The organism is Fundidesulfovibrio soli, assembly GCF_022808695.1.
GTDB lineage: Bacteria > Desulfobacterota > Desulfovibrionia > Desulfovibrionales > Desulfovibrionaceae > Fundidesulfovibrio > Fundidesulfovibrio soli.
Map to the genome: position 1 here is coordinate 27,133 of NZ_JAKZKW010000011.1, position 16,529 is coordinate 43,661.

The 16,529-nt window shown below is 65.3% G+C and carries 14 protein-coding genes; 3 read left to right on the plus strand and 11 right to left on the minus strand.

Translation table 11 applies throughout. The features are described 5' to 3' along the window. Window positions 1-502: 502 nt before the first annotated feature. From leuS to MLE18_RS10895, 5 genes are all read right to left on the minus strand, one after another. Window positions 503-2,992: a leucine--tRNA ligase gene (gene leuS / locus MLE18_RS10875; RefSeq protein ID WP_243438827.1), complete on the minus strand. Its 2,490-nt coding sequence runs from the start codon at window positions 2,990-2,992 to the stop codon at window positions 503-505. A 1-nt stretch (window position 2,993) separates the two neighbouring features. Next, on the minus strand, window positions 2,994-3,473 hold the full coding sequence (gene nusB, locus MLE18_RS10880) for a transcription antitermination factor NusB (protein WP_243438828.1): 480 nt from the start codon (window positions 3,471-3,473) through the stop codon (window positions 2,994-2,996). Then, window positions 3,473-3,943, minus strand: a complete 471-nt coding sequence (gene ribH / locus MLE18_RS10885) for a 6,7-dimethyl-8-ribityllumazine synthase (protein WP_243438829.1) — start codon at window positions 3,941-3,943, stop codon at window positions 3,473-3,475. The genes nusB and ribH overlap by 1 nt, the downstream gene beginning before the upstream one ends. A 12-nt stretch (window positions 3,944-3,955) precedes the next feature. Further along, window positions 3,956-5,182, minus strand: coding sequence for a bifunctional 3,4-dihydroxy-2-butanone-4-phosphate synthase/GTP cyclohydrolase II (locus tag MLE18_RS10890; RefSeq protein ID WP_243438830.1), 1,227 nt, complete (start codon window positions 5,180-5,182; stop codon window positions 3,956-3,958). A gap of 104 nt (window positions 5,183-5,286) precedes the next feature. Beyond that, window positions 5,287-5,934 carry a riboflavin synthase gene (locus MLE18_RS10895; RefSeq protein ID WP_243438831.1) on the minus strand — a complete coding sequence of 216 codons (648 nt, stop codon included), beginning with the start codon at window positions 5,932-5,934 and terminating at the stop codon, window positions 5,287-5,289. A 347-nt stretch (window positions 5,935-6,281) separates the two neighbouring features. Between MLE18_RS10895 and MLE18_RS10900 the strand changes: the two genes are divergently transcribed. Next, window positions 6,282-6,677 (plus strand): Ros/MucR family transcriptional regulator, encoded by a 396-nt coding sequence (locus MLE18_RS10900; protein WP_243438832.1) that lies wholly within the window; start codon window positions 6,282-6,284, stop codon window positions 6,675-6,677. Window positions 6,678-6,966: 289 nt separating this feature from the next. On the opposite strand, the gene MLE18_RS10905 is transcribed toward MLE18_RS10900, so the two are convergent. From MLE18_RS10905 to MLE18_RS10920, 4 genes are all read right to left on the minus strand, one after another. After that, window positions 6,967-7,173 (minus strand): hypothetical protein, encoded by a 207-nt coding sequence (locus MLE18_RS10905; protein ID WP_243438833.1) that lies wholly within the window; start codon window positions 7,171-7,173, stop codon window positions 6,967-6,969. A 147-nt stretch (window positions 7,174-7,320) separates the two neighbouring features. Beyond that, window positions 7,321-7,584 (minus strand): hypothetical protein, encoded by a 264-nt coding sequence (locus MLE18_RS10910; RefSeq protein ID WP_243438834.1) that lies wholly within the window; start codon window positions 7,582-7,584, stop codon window positions 7,321-7,323. A gap of 1,029 nt (window positions 7,585-8,613) precedes the next feature. Beyond that, complete coding sequence (locus MLE18_RS10915) at window positions 8,614-9,360, minus strand: XRE family transcriptional regulator (RefSeq protein ID WP_243438835.1); 747 nt, start codon at window positions 9,358-9,360, stop codon at window positions 8,614-8,616. Between the two features lie 545 nt (window positions 9,361-9,905). Next, entirely contained in the window at window positions 9,906-11,252 is a 1,347-nt protein-coding gene (locus MLE18_RS10920) for a sigma-54 interaction domain-containing protein (protein WP_243438836.1), read from the minus strand. A 220-nt stretch (window positions 11,253-11,472) separates the two neighbouring features. On the opposite strand from MLE18_RS10920, the gene MLE18_RS10925 reads away from it, so the two are divergent. Then, entirely contained in the window at window positions 11,473-12,435 is a 963-nt protein-coding gene (locus MLE18_RS10925; RefSeq protein WP_243438837.1) for an iron-sulfur cluster assembly scaffold protein, read from the plus strand. A gap of 401 nt (window positions 12,436-12,836) precedes the next feature. Here the strand turns inward: MLE18_RS10925 and MLE18_RS10930 are convergent, their stop codons facing one another. Then, window positions 12,837-14,381: an MASE1 domain-containing protein gene (locus MLE18_RS10930; protein WP_243438838.1), complete on the minus strand. Its 1,545-nt coding sequence runs from the start codon at window positions 14,379-14,381 to the stop codon at window positions 12,837-12,839. A 220-nt stretch (window positions 14,382-14,601) separates the two neighbouring features. On the opposite strand from MLE18_RS10930, the gene MLE18_RS10935 reads away from it, so the two are divergent. Then, on the plus strand, window positions 14,602-15,192 hold the full coding sequence (locus MLE18_RS10935) for a hypothetical protein (RefSeq protein WP_243438839.1): 591 nt from the start codon (window positions 14,602-14,604) through the stop codon (window positions 15,190-15,192). 25 nt (window positions 15,193-15,217) lie between these two features. Here the strand turns inward: MLE18_RS10935 and MLE18_RS10940 are convergent, their stop codons facing one another. Further along, window positions 15,218-15,955, minus strand: coding sequence for a transporter substrate-binding domain-containing protein (locus MLE18_RS10940; protein ID WP_243438840.1), 738 nt, complete (start codon window positions 15,953-15,955; stop codon window positions 15,218-15,220). Between the last annotated feature and the right edge of the window lie 574 nt (window positions 15,956-16,529).

Here is a 16,529-nt window from a genome sequence, read left to right on the forward strand (position 1 = left end):
CCTACTCAGGTGACCGCACCCCCTCCCGGCAGGAGGCACGGGGCATTCGCGCAATCTGGTTTGTTGCCGCAACATAGCACCAGGCCCGGGCCCTGTCAGCCAGTGGCCCGGGTATACCCTGCGCCCGGGGATGGGCTGCGGGATGGCGTGAACACGCGGGAGCGCTGATACGGCGGACGGACCGGGGAAGCGTCATCGGGACTGGCTGGAAGGGGCGGCGAGGGAGACGGAGGAAGAGCGGGGCGCCGCCCCGCACCCCGCCGGGGGGATGATCCCCCCGGACCCCGCATCGGCTTCGCGCCCAGGGAGGCGGATGGCGCGTTCTCAGGCCCCATTACTACGAATAAAGCCCGGGAAGGCTACGCCTTCCCGGGCTTTAGAGTATTTTATAAGACCGCAAGCCGTACGCCCACGAATGCGAAGCTATTGCGGGGTCCAGGGGGATCATCCCCCTGGCGGAGGGGTCCGGGGAGGCTGGCCTCCCCGGGAATCGCATCCCGCGTTAATTGGCGACGATGTTCACCAGCTTGCCCGGCACCACGATGATCTTGCGCACCGTCTTGCCTTCGATGTGGCGCGCCACGTTCTCCTCGGCCAGGGCCTGGGCCTTCACGGACTCTTCGTCCGCGTCGGTGGCCACGTCGATCTTGCCGCGCAGCTTGCCGCAGACCTGAACCACCACGGTCACGGTGTCCGTGGCCAGGGCGGCGGGGTCGTGGGCGGGCCAGGGGGTCTGGGCCAGCAGGGTCTTGTGTCCGAGCATCTCCCACAGCTCCTCGCAGATGTGCGGCGCCATGGGGGAGAGCGCGGTGATCAGCGAGTTCACCGCCGAGGACAGGGCGTCGCCGCCCTCGCGGCGCAGCTCCTCGGCGTTGGCGAACAGGAAGTTCACGAACTCCATGATGGAGGCGATGGCCGTGTTGAACTGGAACTGGCCCTCCACGTCCTTGACCACCTTGGCGATCATGGCGTGTTCGCGGCGGCGCATGTCCTTGGCGAGGGGGGAGAGGGCGGCGGGGTCCAGGGCCAGGCAGGGGCCGGTGGGGCGCACCAGCCCGGCGAACTCCTCGGTGGCCAGGCGCCAGGTGCGCGAGAGGAAGCGCGCCGCGCCCTCGATGCCCGTGTCGGACCATTCCAGGTCCTTCTCGGGGGGGGCCGCGAAGAGCATGAACACGCGCACGGTGTCCGCGCCGTACTTGGCCACCATCACGTCCGGGTCCACCACGTTGCCCTTGGACTTGGACATCTTGGCCCCGTCCTTGATGACCATGCCCTGGGTGAGCAGGTTGGCGAAGGGCTCGGAGTGCTCGATGAAGCCCAGGTCGCGCAGGGCCTTCACCCAGAAGCGCGCGTAGAGCAGGTGCAGGATGGCGTGCTCGATGCCGCCCACGTACTGGTCCACCGGGGACCAGTAGGACACGGCGGCCTTGTCGAAGGGCTCGGTGTCCAGCTTGGGGCAGCAGTAGCGCAGGAAATACCAACTGGACTCCACGAAGGTGTCCAGGGTGTCGGTTTCGCGCCGGGCAGGGCCGCCGCAGGTGGGGCACACGGCGTTGACGAATCCCGGGGTGTCGGCCAGGGGCGAGCGGCCGTCGGGGCGCACCTGGGCGTCCAGGGGCAGGAGCACCGGCAGGTCGGACTCATTCACCGGGGTCATGCCGCACTTCTCGCAGTAGACCACCGGGATGGGCGCGCCCCAGTAACGCTGGCGGGAGATGTTCCAGTCGCGCAGGCGGTAATTCACGGCGCGCGTGCCCAGGCCCTTGGACTCCAGCCAGTCGGCGATGGCGATCTTGGCCTCGTCGCTGCGCTTGCCGCTGAACTCGCCGGAATCAACCAGCACGCCGGGCGTGGTGAAGGCCTCGTCAAGGGCAGCGGCGTCCAGGGTCTCGCCCGGCGGGGTGATGACCACCTTGAGGGGCAGGTCGTACTTCCTGGCGAACTCGAAGTCTCGCTGGTCGTGGGCGGGCACGGCCATGACCGCGCCGGTGCCGTAACCCATGAGCACGAAGTTGGCCAGGTAGATGGGCATTTTCGCGCCGGTGACCGGGTTCAGGCAGTAGCTGCCGGTGAACACGCCCTCTTTCTCCAGGTCGTCGGCCTGGCGCTTGATGCGGTCCAGGTTGCGGATCTTCTCGATGAAGGCCTCGGCCTGGGCCTGCTGGGGCTTGCCCGCGATGAGCTTCTGGGCCAGCGGGTGCTCGGCGGCCAGCGACATGAAGGTGGCGCCCCAGAGGGTGTCCTGCCGGGTGGTGAACACGCGCACGCTGCCGGAGCCGTCCTCCAGGGGGAAGTCGATCTCGCAGCCCACGGACTTGCCGATCCAGTTGCGCTGCATGGTCAGCACGCGCTCGGGCCAGGCCCCGGACAGGGTGTCCAGGTCGGTGAGCAGCTCCTCGGCGTAGTCCGTGATGCGCAGGAACCACTGCTCCAGGTCCTTCTGTTCGACCTCGGAGTCGCAGCGCCAGCACTTGCCCTCCTCCACCTGCTCGTTGGCCAGCACGGTGTGGCAGTCCGGGCACCAGTTCTGGGGGGAGTTCTTGCGATAGACGAGGCCCTTTTCCAGGAACTTGAGGAACATGAGCTGCTCCCAGCGGTAGTAGCTGGGGTCGCAGGTGGCCAGCTCGCGCTCCCAGTCCAGGGAGTAGCCCATCTTCTGGAGCTGGGCGCGCATGTTGGCGATGTTCTCGTAGGTCCACTTGGCGGGGTGGAGGTTGTTCTTGATGGCCGCGTTCTCGGCGGGCAGGCCGAAGGCGTCCCAGCCCATGGGATGGAGCACGTTGAACCCCGCCATGCGCTTGATGCGCGCCACCACGTCGCCGATGGTGTAGACGCGCACATGGCCCATGTGGATGCGCCCGGACGGATAGGGGAACATCTCCAGCACGTAGTACTTGGGCTTGGAGGGATCCGCCTCCACGTGGAAGTGGCGGCCTTCGGTCCAGCGCTGCTGCCACTTGGCTTCGATGGAAAGGGGTTCGTAGCGTTTCATCTCAGCTGTCTTCCCTGCTTCGTGAGAGGTCTTTCTTCACGTCGAAGCGGCCCTGGTCCACGGCCTTGGCCACGGCGTCCAGGATGCCGTTGACGAAGCCCGGGGAGTTGTCGTCCCCGAACTCCTTGGAGAGCTCCACGGCCTCGTTGAGGGCCACCCGCAAGGGGATGTCCTCCACGTTCATGATTTCATAGAGGGCCAGGCGCAGCACGGTGAGCTCCACCTTGCCGATGCGCTCCAGCTTCCAGTTCTGGGAGTGCTGCCCGATGACGCGGTCCAGCTCCTCGTGGCGGGTCCAGACGCCGCGGCAGAGCTCCAGCACGTATTCGTCGCCGGATTCGGGCACGTTCTCGTCCCTGGGGGCCTCCTTGACGGCCTTGAGCAGGGCGCGCTCGTTGACCGGGGGCTCGAAGGCGAAACCGTAGAGGATCTGGAAGGCGCGGCGCCTGGCCTTGCGCCTGGGGGTCTGCGGTCCTGACACTAGCACTGCTCCAGAACGCGGACCAGCTCCAGCGCGGCGGCGGCGGCCTCGACGCCCTTGTTGCCGGCCTTGGTGCCCGCGCGCTCGATGGCCTGCTCCAGGTTGTCGGTGGTCAGCAGGCCGAAGCCCACGGGCACGCCGGTCTCCAGGGAGATCATGGCCAGGCCCTTGGTGCATTCGCCGGCCACGAAGTCGAAGTGGGGGGTGTGGCCCCGGATCACCGCGCCCAGGCAGATCACGGCGCTGTACTTGCCGGAGGCGGCCAGCTTCTTGGCGGCCAGGGGCATCTCGAAGGCGCCGGGGACGCGCACCAGGGTGATCTCCTCGCGGGAGGCGCCGTGGCGCGCGAGGTAGTCGATGGCGCCGCCAACCAGGCGGTCCACGATGGTGTCGTTGAAACGGGCGGCCAGGATGGCGAAGGAAAGGCCCGAGGCGTTCATCTGGCCTTCAATGGTGCGGATGTGCGGCATGGCTGCGGCTCCTTACTTGTTCTCGGTGGAGAGGTTGAGCATGTGGCCCATTTTTTCTTTCTTGGTGAGCAGGTAGTCCAGGTTCTGCTCGCAGGCGTTCATCTCGATGGGCACGCGGTCCACCACTTCCAGCCCGTAGCCCTGCAGCCCGATGATCTTCTTGGGGTTGTTGGTCATCAGGCGCATCTTGGTGACGCCCAGGGCCACCAGCATCTGCGCGCCGATGCCGTAGTCGCGCAGGTCGGCCTTGAAGCCCAGCTTCTGGTTGGCTTCGACGGTGTCGTAGCCCTTGTCCTGCAGGGCGTAGGCCTTGATCTTGTTGGCCAGGCCGATGCCACGGCCCTCCTGGCGCATGTAGAGCAGCACGCCCTTGCCCTCGCGCTCGATCATGCGCAGGGCCTGGTGCAGCTGGCCGCCGCAGTCGCAGCGCATGGAGCCCAGCACGTCGCCGGTGAGGCACTCGGAGTGCACGCGCACCAGGGTGGGCTCGCCGGGCTTGATGTCCCCCTTGACCACGGCCACGTGGGTCTTGGGGTTCTCCTTGTCGTCGGTCTCGAAGGCGATGACCTTGAAGCCCGAGCCGTAGCAGGTGGGCAGGTCGGCCTCGGCCACCTTGTTCACCGAGAGGTTTCCGAAACGCATGCGGTAGCGGATGAGGTCGGCGATGGAGGCGATCTTGAGGCCGTGCGTCTTGGCGAACTCGATCAGGTCCGGCATGCGGGCCATGTTGCCGTCCTCGCGCATGATCTCGCAAATGACGGCGCAGGGCTTGAGCCCGGCCAGCTTGGCCAGGTCCACGCTGCCCTCGGTCTGCCCGGCGCGCACGAGCACGCCCCCGGCCTTGGAGCGCAGGGGGAAGATGTGGCCGGGGGAGACCACGTCCTCGGCGACCACGTCGTCGGCAACGGCGGTGAGGATGGTGGTGGCGCGGTCGAAGGCCGATATGCCGGTGGTGACGCCCTTGCGCGCCTCGATGGAGACGGTGAACCCGGTGCCGAACTGGGACTGGTTCTGGTTCGTCATCATGGGGAGCTTGAGCTTGTCGGTCCACTCGGGCGACATGGGCAGGCAGATGAGCCCGCGGCCGTGAACGGCCATGAAATTGATTATCTCGGGAGTGACCTTTTCGGCGGCGATGGTCAGATCGCCTTCGTTCTCGCGGTCCTCGTCGTCCACCAGGATGATCATGTTACCCTGGCGGATCTCCTCGATGGCTTCTTCGGTGGTGCAAAGGGGCATGGGAGTCCTCCTGACGGCGGGCTGGTGAGCGTCGCCGGAACACGTCCTCGTAGTGCAGAGCGGCTAAAAGGGCAAGACGCCCGGGAGGCCGGACCCGGCCTGGGTTAAAATCCGTGCTGCCTCAGGAAATCCTCGGTGATGCGCGAGGGTTTGGCCGCGCCCGGGTAAGGGCCCAGCATCCTGGCCACGTACTTGCCGATGATGTCGGTCTCCATGTTCACGGCGCGCCCGGGAGCCCAGGAGTTGATCGTGGTCTCCCCCTGGGTGGCGGGGATGATGTTCACGCTGAGCCAGTCCTTCCCGCAGGCGTTCACGGTGAGGCTCACGCCGTCCAGGGCCACGGAGCCCTTCTCCACCACCAGGGGGCCGAACTCCTCGGGGAAGTCCATGGTGATGCGGCGGGATTCGCCCGCCGGTTCAACCGCGCGCACGGTGGCCAGGCAGTCCACGTGGCCGCTGACCAGGTGCCCGCCCAGGCGGTCGCCAAGGGCCAGGGCCCGCTCCAGGTTCACCAGCGACCCCGCGCCCAGGCCGCCCAGGCTGGTCTTGTCCAGGGTCTCGGCGGAGGCGTAAGCGGTGAAGGCGTTGCTGCCCCCGCTCTCCACGGTGAGGCATGCGCCGTTGACCGCAATGGACTCGCCAAGCACGATGTCCGCAAGTTCGAACAACGCCCTGATGGTCAGCCGCATCTGGCCCCCGCGCGCCTGAAGCGACTCCACCTTCCCCATACCTTGAACCAAGCCGGTGAACATGCTCTCCTCCCCGATATATCGGCGCTACATTTGCCCGGGCGGGGCGTCTTTGTCAAAGCCGGGCGGGCGGACGCAACACGCCGCATCCGGGACGCATCGCCCGCGGACGTTGCGTTCCACATTTCGGACCATCCCTCAGTTCGCCGGGGCTTGCCCTCCAATTCCCGGGCGCTTTGCTCCAACCCTTCGGGAGCTTCCAGACCCACTTCCTGCGGCCGCTGCAACATGGCGTGCGGCCCGGTGCATTTTTTTTGATCACAAGAAAAAGTGCATTTCCGATATTTACATCAAGCTGCAGTTTCGTATACTGGTCGAGGACACCACCCGTGATTGTGAGGAGCCACACTATGGATGATTATCTTAAGGAAGCGCTTGAAATCGTCAAAGCGCAAGCGAGCGTCCGCAACATGACCGAGGAGGAAATCACCTCCATGGTCAAGAAGGTTTCCGAAGGCATCCGCGGCATCAGTGAGGGCGTCGTCGTTGTTGAAGAAGGCGCAGCACCTGTGAGCGACCCCAAAAAGGCCATCAAGGAAAAATCCGTCACCTGCCTGGAATGCGGAAAGACCTTCAAGATCCTCACCAAGAAGCATCTTGGCACCCACGGCCTGACCGCCGACGACTACAGGGCCAAGTACGGCTACAAGAAGGGCACCCCCCTGGTGAGCAAGTCCCTGCAGCGCGAGCGCCGCACCAAAATGAAGGACATGAAGCTCTGGGAAAAGCGCAAGAAAGCCGTTTAACCCGCATTTACACCACCACCCGCAGCATCGCCCCCCGAACCGCAGGTTCCGGGGGCGCTGTTGTTTCCGGATTCTCGGCTTCCTTTGAGGACTGCGCCCCTGCTGGCTCTTGGACCATGTTTCTGCGGGCGTCGTACACGCTGGATCCTTGAAACTTACATCACCGGCTGCCGGGACTGCATGCCGGGATCGTCCTTCGCCCTGACCAGACAACCGGATTGCATTTTATCAGGGAATCTCCCGCCGATGCAATCCGCCGCGATATGCTACCCCACCAGGATCATACACTTCAAGCGGCGTTGCCTTCCGCCACGACCACGGTGACCACGCCCGGCTTGGCCGCCTCCCCGCGCGGGCGGCCCGAGGCGACCACCTCGTGGGTCTGGAACAGGTGCCTGCAGGCGCCGTTGCGGCACCAGCGCACCCTGCACACCGTCTTGTTGAGCTTTTCGGTCTCCACAACCCGCGTATCCATGCCGCACTTGGGGCACCACATGCGCTTGTCTCCCCGGCGCTCCAAACGCCGCACTGTTTACCGCTTGCAACCAGTGGCGCAGCGCCACGACTTGCACATCCGACCCCGCCATGCGGCATGCTCCCGCATTCGCCGTAGCGGGACTGCCCGAACTGGCACGGCAGTCCTTCAACGCCTCAGGCTTGCCGGAAAGTCCTGCCCGGCCGCGCCGCGCAGCTCCCGCTGATGCCGGGATTCGGCCTCGGACTCGGCCCTGGCCTCCCCCGAGAGTCCGAAGCGCAGACACCAGCCCGTGGCGGATGTCCTGCACGTCGCCAGGCCGTGGACCAGCAGCGCCGCGTCCAGGCGCAGGTGCTCCGTGATCTCCTGGCAGAATCCCACCAGGCTGTCCCGGGTGTCCCAGTTCGAACAATTCGCGCACCGGCGCTGCATCTCGGCCACCTCTCGGATACTTCGGCACGGCGGCCGGAATGCCTGCCGGGCCTTGCTGGGAAGGCCGGGACGGACCCTGGCACATTTCCGTCCCGGCCTGGGTTATGAAGCGTGTCGCCTGCTGCCCCCGTGGAGGGCGGGGGGCCGGGTGCGTACGCCCTCACCGGCTTCGGGCAGTCCTGTATTGTAGGACGCCATACGCCTTTTGCGAACATGCGGCCGCCAGCTTGCGGACTTCCCTCCCCCCTGCCTAGCCCTCGTTATTGGGCCTTGGAGCGCATGGCGCTTCGGGTCTTCCGGTACTTGCCTCGCCGCGTCTGCCACATTCTTTCGCACTCGACGCGTGACCAAATCTATTCGTAAACGAATTTTTGTCAAGCTGGAGCGAATTATATGAATACGCTGAAACTCTGAGCTGTTAACGCTCAGCAAGCCTATTTCGCTGGAACATTTTTACGCAAAATGAATTTTTAAGTCCCAACTCATAGCAGAATCTGACAAACAGCAATCGGCCATGCTTTTTGCGGTACTGAACCCCAGGCCGGTTCTTAGCGCGAAGATATCCCCGGCCTCGTTGACGCAACGAAGACGGCGGCAGCTGATCCGGCACGCACTGAACGCATAGAGTGATCGAAAGAACCGGCTCCCAGCGCAATGACAGCCAGAGGGTACGGCTACGCCCTACGCTTTTACAAAAACACTGCATGCCTTGCCTCGCCAGCCAACCGCTTGCCGTACCGGCATGGGGCGGAGCCAACCTCATGGCGACGGGCAGACGGGGAGCGATCAGGCGTCAAGGGCATGCTCGGCTCCGGAACATGCTCGAAAACCAGTGGGAAGGACGGTATACGACGGGAAAACGTGGCCGCTGGCCGGCCTGAGAGGAACACTCGGGATTTGCCCGGCCGCCCGTACGCCACAGGAGTGCGGGCACCGGCCGGTACGAAGCTGCTCCCGGAGCCGAACGCGCGTTCGAGCGCCCGGGCAGCGAGGTCGCCGGCGGGCGGATGGCGGGCGCGAGGCCCGGGGCTATTTGCGGGTCATGTCCGACCAGGCCCAGACCACGCGGCCGACGATGGCGCGCCGCAGATCGCCCTGGTAGTCGGCGTCGAGGTTGTAGACCCTGGGTGGGAAGGAGCGTTTGTCCGGATTGTCCGAGATGAAGGTGACGAGCGTCTGCCCGTCGCGGCGGCTGGTATAGACGCGCTTGACCGAGACCTCGGAGTCCGGCCCGGGCTCCCGCACCAGGAAGATGGAGCCGTCAGGCTCGGGGCGGAAATCGTCGCGGTCCACCAGGACGATGTCCAGCGGATGCAGGGTGGGCACCATGGACTCCTGCCCGCGCCCGATCTCCAGGGCCACCAGGTTGGTGCGGTAGCGGATGGAAGACTGGTCCTTCATGGCCAGCACCCAGCCGCGCACGGCGTCCTCGGGGATCAGGCCGGCGCCCGCGGCCACCTGCCCCTGAGCCAGGGGGATGGCCATGTAGTTCTCCGGGTCGGGCTGGACGCCCCCGTCAACGGCCCCGCCGGAGCGCCTGGCGGACACGAAGACCACGGGCTTGGTGGTGTCGCGCTCCTCGTCGGGGAAAAGGATGCGCGCCCCCAGAGTCTCGAGGATGCGCGCGACCGTATCGAACCTGGGAACGGCCTTGCCGGAAAGGAACTTGGAGATGTTGGGCTGACCCACCCCGGATTTCTCCGCAAGGTTGGAGGGGCCGCCATGCTCGCGCGCCATCCGGGAGATGCCCTGCCTGACCTTTTCAACAAGATTCATGGCGTTCTTCCTTTCCCGAATTCCTAAAGAAATTTATATCGAATGTAAACACTCAAAAGGAATACACGGAAGACCCGCTGGCTCCAGACGGTCCGCCGTCCTAAACGCTGCAACACTGTAAAGCAATTCAACCCAATTGCAACCATTAACATGACAAGCCTCCCGCGCTGTCATGCCCTGCGGGGCAACATGCCCTGACAGCAGCCATTTGTCTTTACACAGCCTGCGCGGCTCACGGCTTTAAACCGCCTCTCCCGTGGGGTTTGGCGACAGACGGAGTTTCGGCGGCGCACGGACCAAGCATGTCGTGGAATGGCTGGAGGCGGCCGAAACATCAGTGGCGGGAGGTGGATGGCTCACAACATGACGGACCAGGGGTGAACCGCGCGCCAGCGGGAGCTTCACATGAGAACGGGATGCCCTCGTGGAGGCTTGGGCATGACCTGCAGCGCCTGGAGGCGCCACGACACACTTCGCCGTCCGGTAGCCAAACGGGGCACCCTGCGGGAAAAGACGAATAATTCGTCCTTCCACCCTCTGTGGACTTATTCTTCGTCCTCGCCGGTGCTCCGAAGAATCCTGCGCAGGGTGTCCTTGGTGATTCCAAGCTCACGGCAGGCCGCATTGCGGTTGCCCTGGTTGCGGCGAACGGCCCGCTGCGCGGCCTGGAGGCGTATCTCCACCATGCTCATGGGCAGATCCCCCCCGTTGTTGGCGGGAGCAGCCGGGCGCAGGTGCCTGGGCAGGTGCCCGGCCTCGATCAGCCCGCCCGGGCAGAGGATGCAGGCGTATTCGATGATGTTCTCCAGTTCGCGGATGTTGCCGGGGTAGTCGTAGCGGGTCAGGATGCGCATGACCTCCGGGGTCACCCCGCTGATCTGCTTGCCCGGCGTGGAGCCGCGCCGCAGCCGCAGGAAGTGCTCCACCAGCAGCGGGATGTCCTGGCTGCGCTCCCGCAGGGGCGGCAGCTTGAACTGCACAACGTTGAGCCGATAGTAGAGGTCGCCCCTGAACAGGCCCTCGTCCACCATCCTGGCCAGGTCACGGTTGGTGGAGGCCACCACGCGCACGTTGGCCTTCTGGCTGCGCACGCCGCCCAGCGGCTCGTAGACCCGCTCCTGCAGCACGCGCAGGATCTTGGCCTGAAGGGAATAGGGCAGGTCGCCGATCTCGTCGAGCAGCAGGGTGCCGCCTTCGGCCAGTTCGAACCGGCCGGGCTTGTCCTTGCGGGCGTCGGTGAAGGCCCCGGCCTTGTAGCCGAACAGCTCGGATTCCATGAGCTGCTCCGGCAGGGCCCCGCAGTTCACGGCCACGAAGGGCCCCTTGGAGCGCCCTGAGAGCCGGTGCACCGCACGGGCGAAGAGCTCCTTGCCGGTGCCGGATTCGCCCAGCAGAAGCACTGTGGCGTCGCTTTCGGCGATCTGCGGCAGGATGCGCACCACGTCGGAGAGGTACGGGTCGCGGGTGCAGAACTCCTGGGTGGTCCTGTCGTCCTTGGGGCGGCCGGGGCGCTCGAAGCCGGTGAGTTCGCGGAAGGTTTCCACCCCGCCGATGATGCGCCCTGTGTCGTCCTTCAGGGGGGCGGCGCTGATGGTTACCTGCATGGGGGTGCCGTCCTTGTGCAGGATGGTCATGGTGCGGTGCAGGATGCGCTGGTCCCGCTCGATGCAGGCTTTGAGCACGCAGGCCCCTTCGCAGTCGCGCGTGCGGAACACCTCGGCGCAGGTGCGCCCCAACGCGGATTCGGCCGACACGCCCGTGATGAGCTCGGCCGAACGGTTGAAGTAGGTGATCTTCCAGTTCAGATCGATGGTGAACACGCCGTCGGCCACGCTGTCCATGATGAACGAGCACATGGACGTGCAGCCGAACGGCTCCAGGAATGCTTCCATACCTCAGGTTCCCCCGCGTTTCTCCCCACGTTTCGAGGCCTGCCCCCCAGGCCACCGGACTAAAAATACGTCTACTCCGAAGCGGCGAAAGCCGCAACTTTTTGCAACATGGCGTAATTTTGGGGCATTCAACTTTGGCCCGGATTATGCTCTTTTTTTCACAAAAGCCAGCCGGCGCGGCCTCCCAGCGAAGCGCGCCGAATACCATAGGAGGCTCTTCATGAATCTCACACTCACCATCACCGGACGGCGCTGCGACCTCGCCCTGCACCCCGTGTCCTCCAAGACAGTCGAACGCATCAAGGAGCTCGGCCGCAAGTTCTACACCAAGAAGTACATCCACTGGTGGCGCAACGGCAACACCAGCACCTGCGGAATGAAGATCGACGACGAATGCGTCATCAAGGTGGACCTGGACGGCCAGCCCGCCGCCATGGACTCCACGGGCATCGCGGACAGCGCCGTGCTGCTGCGCCGCCGCCACTACCTGGACAGCAAGGCGCGCTACCTGGCCCTGCTCGGCTACGACGACGAATATTGCCACATGAACTGGACCTGGAAGGACGTGGACTCCTTCGACCCGGCCCGCTTCCACTTCTTCGTGCACCGCTGGGACCGCATCCTGGGCTCCACGGACTTCCTGATCCTCGACGACGTGCGCTACAACGGCCGTTTCGCAGACGAGCAGGACTGGGGCGGCAGCTGCGGCTTCAGCCTGGTGGACCCGACCATCATCGACCTGGAAGCCGTGCGCCGCGAAGTGGCCGTCGAGAGCGTCCCCGAGTTGGTCATGCACACGCCCGAACACGTGCCCGCCAGCACCAGCGCGGCCATCATGCCCATGATGCCCGAGACCCCGCTGACCATCGCCGTGGAAGGGGCCAACGCCTCGGGCACCTACGGCTGCACCAGCTGCAGCCTGCCCATCCGCATGGATCTGCGCATCAAGAACGGCACGGTGGAAGCCGCGGGCGGTTCGTCGGAGGGCTGCGAGTACAGCAAGCAGTGCCTCACCGCACTCTCCAATCTGGTGGAGGGCAAGAGCGTGGACGAGTGCGCCTACCTGACCCACGAGGACCTGCGCAAGCACCTGCCCAAGCTCCCCGGAAGCCTGTACTGCGACGTGTTCACTGTGGGCGCGCTCAAGATCGCCCTGCGCAACTGGGAGAGGAAGGCCGCCTAGCAGCCGCCTCCACGCGGAGGCGCGAAAGCTGAAAAGAAACCTCACGGCAACACATGTAACACCGGCCCCCCGTTACAACGGTGGCCGGGACCGATACAAAAGACTTCGTCCCGCCCCGGCCGCCCGCCCCCCCGGGCGGCCTGCGGACGAACTCGACAGAGAAGGCTCCAGGCCTCTGGGAGCGCCCAAGAGAGCGGGGCGCGCCCGAACCTCCTCGCATCCGCCCCCTGGCCGCCCCCCCGGCCAGGGGGCGGACTCGTTTCGCGGGGTCGCGTCAAGGCGCGCCGCAGCTTCCCAAGAACTGAAGGCGACCCGCCCATCGGAGCGGAGAGCATCGAATGTACATGCTGCGCCGCCCGGGCTGATCTGAGGGGGCAAAGGCCCGGACGGCGGGCGCCGCGTCAGGCCGGAGTGCCCGGGTCGCCGGGGACCGGGTGCCGGTCGTCCGCTTCGCGGTGCCTGCGGGAGGTCTGGAAGAATTCGCGCTCCATGCGCAGGAAGGCGTCCACCACCTGCGGGTCGAAGTGGGCACCCCTGCCCTGGAGGATGATCTCCCTGGCCTGGTCGTGCGTCATGCGCGCCCGGTACACCCTGCTGCTGGTGAGGGCATCGTAGACGTCCGCCAGGGCCATGAGCCTGGACGACAGGGGGATGTTCTTCCCGGACAGGCCGCGCGGGTATCCGCTGCCGTCCCATTTCTCATGGTGGCTCTGGATGATCTCGCGAGCCACGTCCATGAAGTCACTGCCGCCCATGCTGCTGATGATCCTCTCCAGGGTTTTGACCCCGTACTCGGGGTGGCGCTTGATCTCCTCGAACTCTTCCGGGGTGAGCCCGCCGGGCTTGCGCAGGATGGCGTCGGGCACGCCGACCTTGCCGATGTCGTGCAGTGGCCCTGCTTCGGCGATCAGCTCGTCGCGCCCGTCGTTCAGCTGCTCCTCGTAGACGGCGCCCTCCTTGAGCCCCCTGATGAGAAGCCGCAGGTAGCGTTTGGTGCGCAGCAGATGCTCGCCCGTCTCCTGGTCGCGCATTTCGGCCAGGTCGGCCAGCCCGAAGGCCAGGGCGTCCCTGCTGCGGAGCGCGGAGGCGTAGGCCCGGGCCCTCTCGCTGACCACGGAATGCACCAGCAGGCACAACAGCGCGATGATCACGAAATAGGACTGCAGCAACAGGTAGGACTGCGTCGCGGACGAGGTGGGGAACAGCTGGTATCCCGCGTGGGTGGCCCACACGGCGATGGCCGCCAGGGCCAGCAGCAGGGAGTAGAACTCGCGGTGGCCGAGGCGGAAGGCCCCCCAGACGAAGAACGGCATGAGGATGAACGGCGTGGGGTAACCCTCCGCGAAGAAGTTGGTTCCCGTCAGGAGGAGAAAACCGGTGAGCAGCGCGCAGCAGAAGATCGCCGCCAGCTCCCGGAGGTTGCCCCCCAGGCCGCGAAGCCCCATCCTGGCCAGGGCCAGGATCAGGGGGGCGACCAGCGTGACTCCGGTGAAGTCCCCCAGCAGCCAGAGCCACCATATCCTGGCTGTCTCGCAGCCCGGCAGGTTCGCCAGCGCGTACTCCGTGGCCGTGCCCACGGCGGATGAGATGACGCTCAGCGCCAGAACCGACGCGATGAAGACGAACATGCCCCGGGGGTGGAGATAAAACTCCCTTCGCCCCCCGAATCGGGATGTGATCCGGCAGCCGGCGTACAAGGCCAGGCCGTTGCCGCAGGCGAACAGCAGGGATTGCAACGGAGGCGCGAAGAAGAGCGTGGCGGCGAAGTCGGCGGCCATGGTGGCCGGGATGATCTTGCGGCCCCAGAGCAGGGCCATGGCGTAGCCGACCCCGGCCGCCGGCCAGACGACCGCAATGGAGCTGGTGGCCATGGCTATATTGAACGACAGGATAGCGCAGGCGAAATAGCTCGCCGCCGCAAACAGCAGCCGTAAGGGGGCAGACACTTCTCGCTCCAAAACTTATGGATATACCGGCTTGTCAGCGGGCAAGGCGCATGTCAACAACAATAGATAAACCAACATGCGAATCTGTGGCGATAGGTGCGCGAACGGCCGATACTCGTCCGGCCGTCGGCAGAGAACAACGAGCCGGGCCTGTCGAGCCGGACCTTTCGCGGACGCAGCCCCTCCGCGGCGCCGCCCATCGGGACAACGTGGTGCAGCCATGCCTGAACAGACCGCACAGGATACCCTCGACAGGACGCCGCCCTGCAATGCGGGCGGCCAGGCGCATACGTTCCTGTGGCGCATCGCGCTGGAAGCGCGTTCCAGGATGGAAGCCCGCGCGGGATGCTCCCCCGGGGACGGCGTCATCGCGCTGGTCTTTTCGTTCATGGCCCTGGAGGCCTACGTCAACTTCATCGGACCCCGCCTGGACCCGCTCTGGCCCGCCGACTTCAAGGCCGAAAAGAAGTACTTCGGCAAACTCGACACCAGGGGGACCGTCAGGAAGATCAACTATGTAGCCAGGCTGGCCGGACTCGCAGACTTCAGCGAACACGCCAGGCCCCTGAGGACGGTCATCGCCCTGCGCGAACTGCGCCACGCCCTCGCCCACGCCAGGCCCGGAAAGGCCAACGGGTCACTGTCGGAATTGGCGTCCCCCGGACACGCGGAGGAGGCCATGCGCGATGTGGAGGAACTGGCCGAGGCGCTGCACGCGGCCACGCTGCGCGCCCTGGCGGACCGAAACACGCAACCGGCCGGCTTGCCCGCCCTGGGGCTCAAGGCCTTCAGCGAACCGGGCGGGGCCTGAGCGGTCCTGGGCGCAACACGCTCCGTCAACGCGCCTCTATGAGCAGATGTCTGTACTTGGCGGGGATATCCGACGCCTGCGCGTAGGGGCTCGCAAGCTCGATGGAGGTTCTGCCGCGGAACACGGCTGTGTCGATCTTTCCTTTATAGTGTTCGAATATCCTGATGAACGATCCGTCGCGAGCCATGATATCCAGCCCTCTTTCCAGGCCCTCCAGCAGGGCCGCCGCATTCGGGGCCGTCTTGGAAACCCAGATGAACCGGAACCACGGATAGCGGATGACGATATGGTTGTCCGCCACGATGCCCAGACCTTCCTCCTTCGAGCGGTCCAGAAAGGCCTGGAACTCGCTGGCCCCCATCGGCAGCAGATCGAAATGCCCGGAGGCCAGCGCGCGCAGCGGCGCGGACTGCGACGTGAACGGGGCCTCTACAACGGAGACGCCAGCCGCCGCATAGACATCTATGTCCCCCCAGCCGTAGCCCTGCCCCACTTTGAACCGCCTGAAGGCCTCAAGGGATTTGACGTCCTTGAGCAGGTCCTTGTCGGTGCCCCGGACGAGGCAGACCCTGGACCCCAGCAGTCCCCGTTCCAGGGGTATCCTGATGGCTGCGATCAACTGCCTGCCCTCAAGGGCCAGGCGGTTGGCGTTGGGGGGGATGAAGGCCAGGTGAAGCTTGCCCGAGGCCATCTCGGCGTCGAGGCGATTTTCCGCCGCAACGGGGAACGGTTCGAAACCGGCGTCCAGGCCAGCCTTCCTCAATGCCTCGATGCAAATCTCTCTGGCGAAAGCCAGATGCTGGTCGGACTGGACATAAAAGGTATATTTTTCGGCCGATGCCTGGCCTGAATGCAATACGATCTGTAGAAGAATTAGAATGGCGGCGGAGGCAACTTTCATTTTCCACCGATAATAATTAGTCGGTCAACAAGCAAGATGTGCCCGGGCGGAATCCTGGCAAGAGTCCATGCGGGAGCGCCGGTTTTGTGCTTCCGGAACCGGGATGAGGGGGGCCGCCCTCGCGGGCGCGGTTCCAGTTACGGGCGGAAGGCGTCTGCATACCCGGGGATATCGGTGGCACCGCGGCGATCACCTTCCCAGGCCATGTTATGGCCGCATGCGTTCCCCAACCTCGGGCTGAAACGAAAAACCCCGCCCGAAACTCGTCCGGGCGGGGTTTGAACTGACTTTTCTGGCGGAGAGGGCGGGATTTGAACCCGCGATACCGGTTTTGCCAGTATACTCCCTTAGCAGAGACGGTCTTGTTTCCAGTAGCCCAGGCGTAGCCTGTATTTTCAGTGAGTTATGCGCTCAACCGGGGGTCAACAGGGGGCCA

What these genes read in the sequence shown, in the direction of transcription:
- MLE18_RS10905 (WP_243438833.1), bottom strand. Translation starts at nt 7,173, where the DNA reads ATGTGGTGCCCCAAGTGCGGCATGGATACGCGGGTTGTGGAGACCGAA.
- leuS (WP_243438827.1), bottom strand. Translation starts at nt 2,992, where the DNA reads ATGAAACGCTACGAACCCCTTTCCATCGAAGCCAAGTGGCAGCAGCGC.
- MLE18_RS10890 (WP_243438830.1), bottom strand. Translation starts at nt 5,182, where the DNA reads ATGCCCCTTTGCACCACCGAAGAAGCCATCGAGGAGATCCGCCAGGGT.
- MLE18_RS10895 (WP_243438831.1), bottom strand. Translation starts at nt 5,934, where the DNA reads ATGTTCACCGGCTTGGTTCAAGGTATGGGGAAGGTGGAGTCGCTTCAG.
- MLE18_RS10900 (WP_243438832.1), top strand. Translation starts at nt 6,282, where the DNA reads ATGGATGATTATCTTAAGGAAGCGCTTGAAATCGTCAAAGCGCAAGCG.
- ribH (WP_243438829.1), bottom strand. Translation starts at nt 3,943, where the DNA reads ATGCCGCACATCCGCACCATTGAAGGCCAGATGAACGCCTCGGGCCTT.
- MLE18_RS10925 (WP_243438837.1), top strand. Translation starts at nt 11,473, where the DNA reads ATGAATCTCACACTCACCATCACCGGACGGCGCTGCGACCTCGCCCTG.
- MLE18_RS10910 (WP_243438834.1), bottom strand. Translation starts at nt 7,584, where the DNA reads ATGCAGCGCCGGTGCGCGAATTGTTCGAACTGGGACACCCGGGACAGC.
- MLE18_RS10915 (WP_243438835.1), bottom strand. Translation starts at nt 9,360, where the DNA reads ATGAATCTTGTTGAAAAGGTCAGGCAGGGCATCTCCCGGATGGCGCGC.
- MLE18_RS10935 (WP_243438839.1), top strand. Translation starts at nt 14,602, where the DNA reads ATGCCTGAACAGACCGCACAGGATACCCTCGACAGGACGCCGCCCTGC.
- MLE18_RS10920 (WP_243438836.1), bottom strand. Translation starts at nt 11,252, where the DNA reads ATGGAAGCATTCCTGGAGCCGTTCGGCTGCACGTCCATGTGCTCGTTC.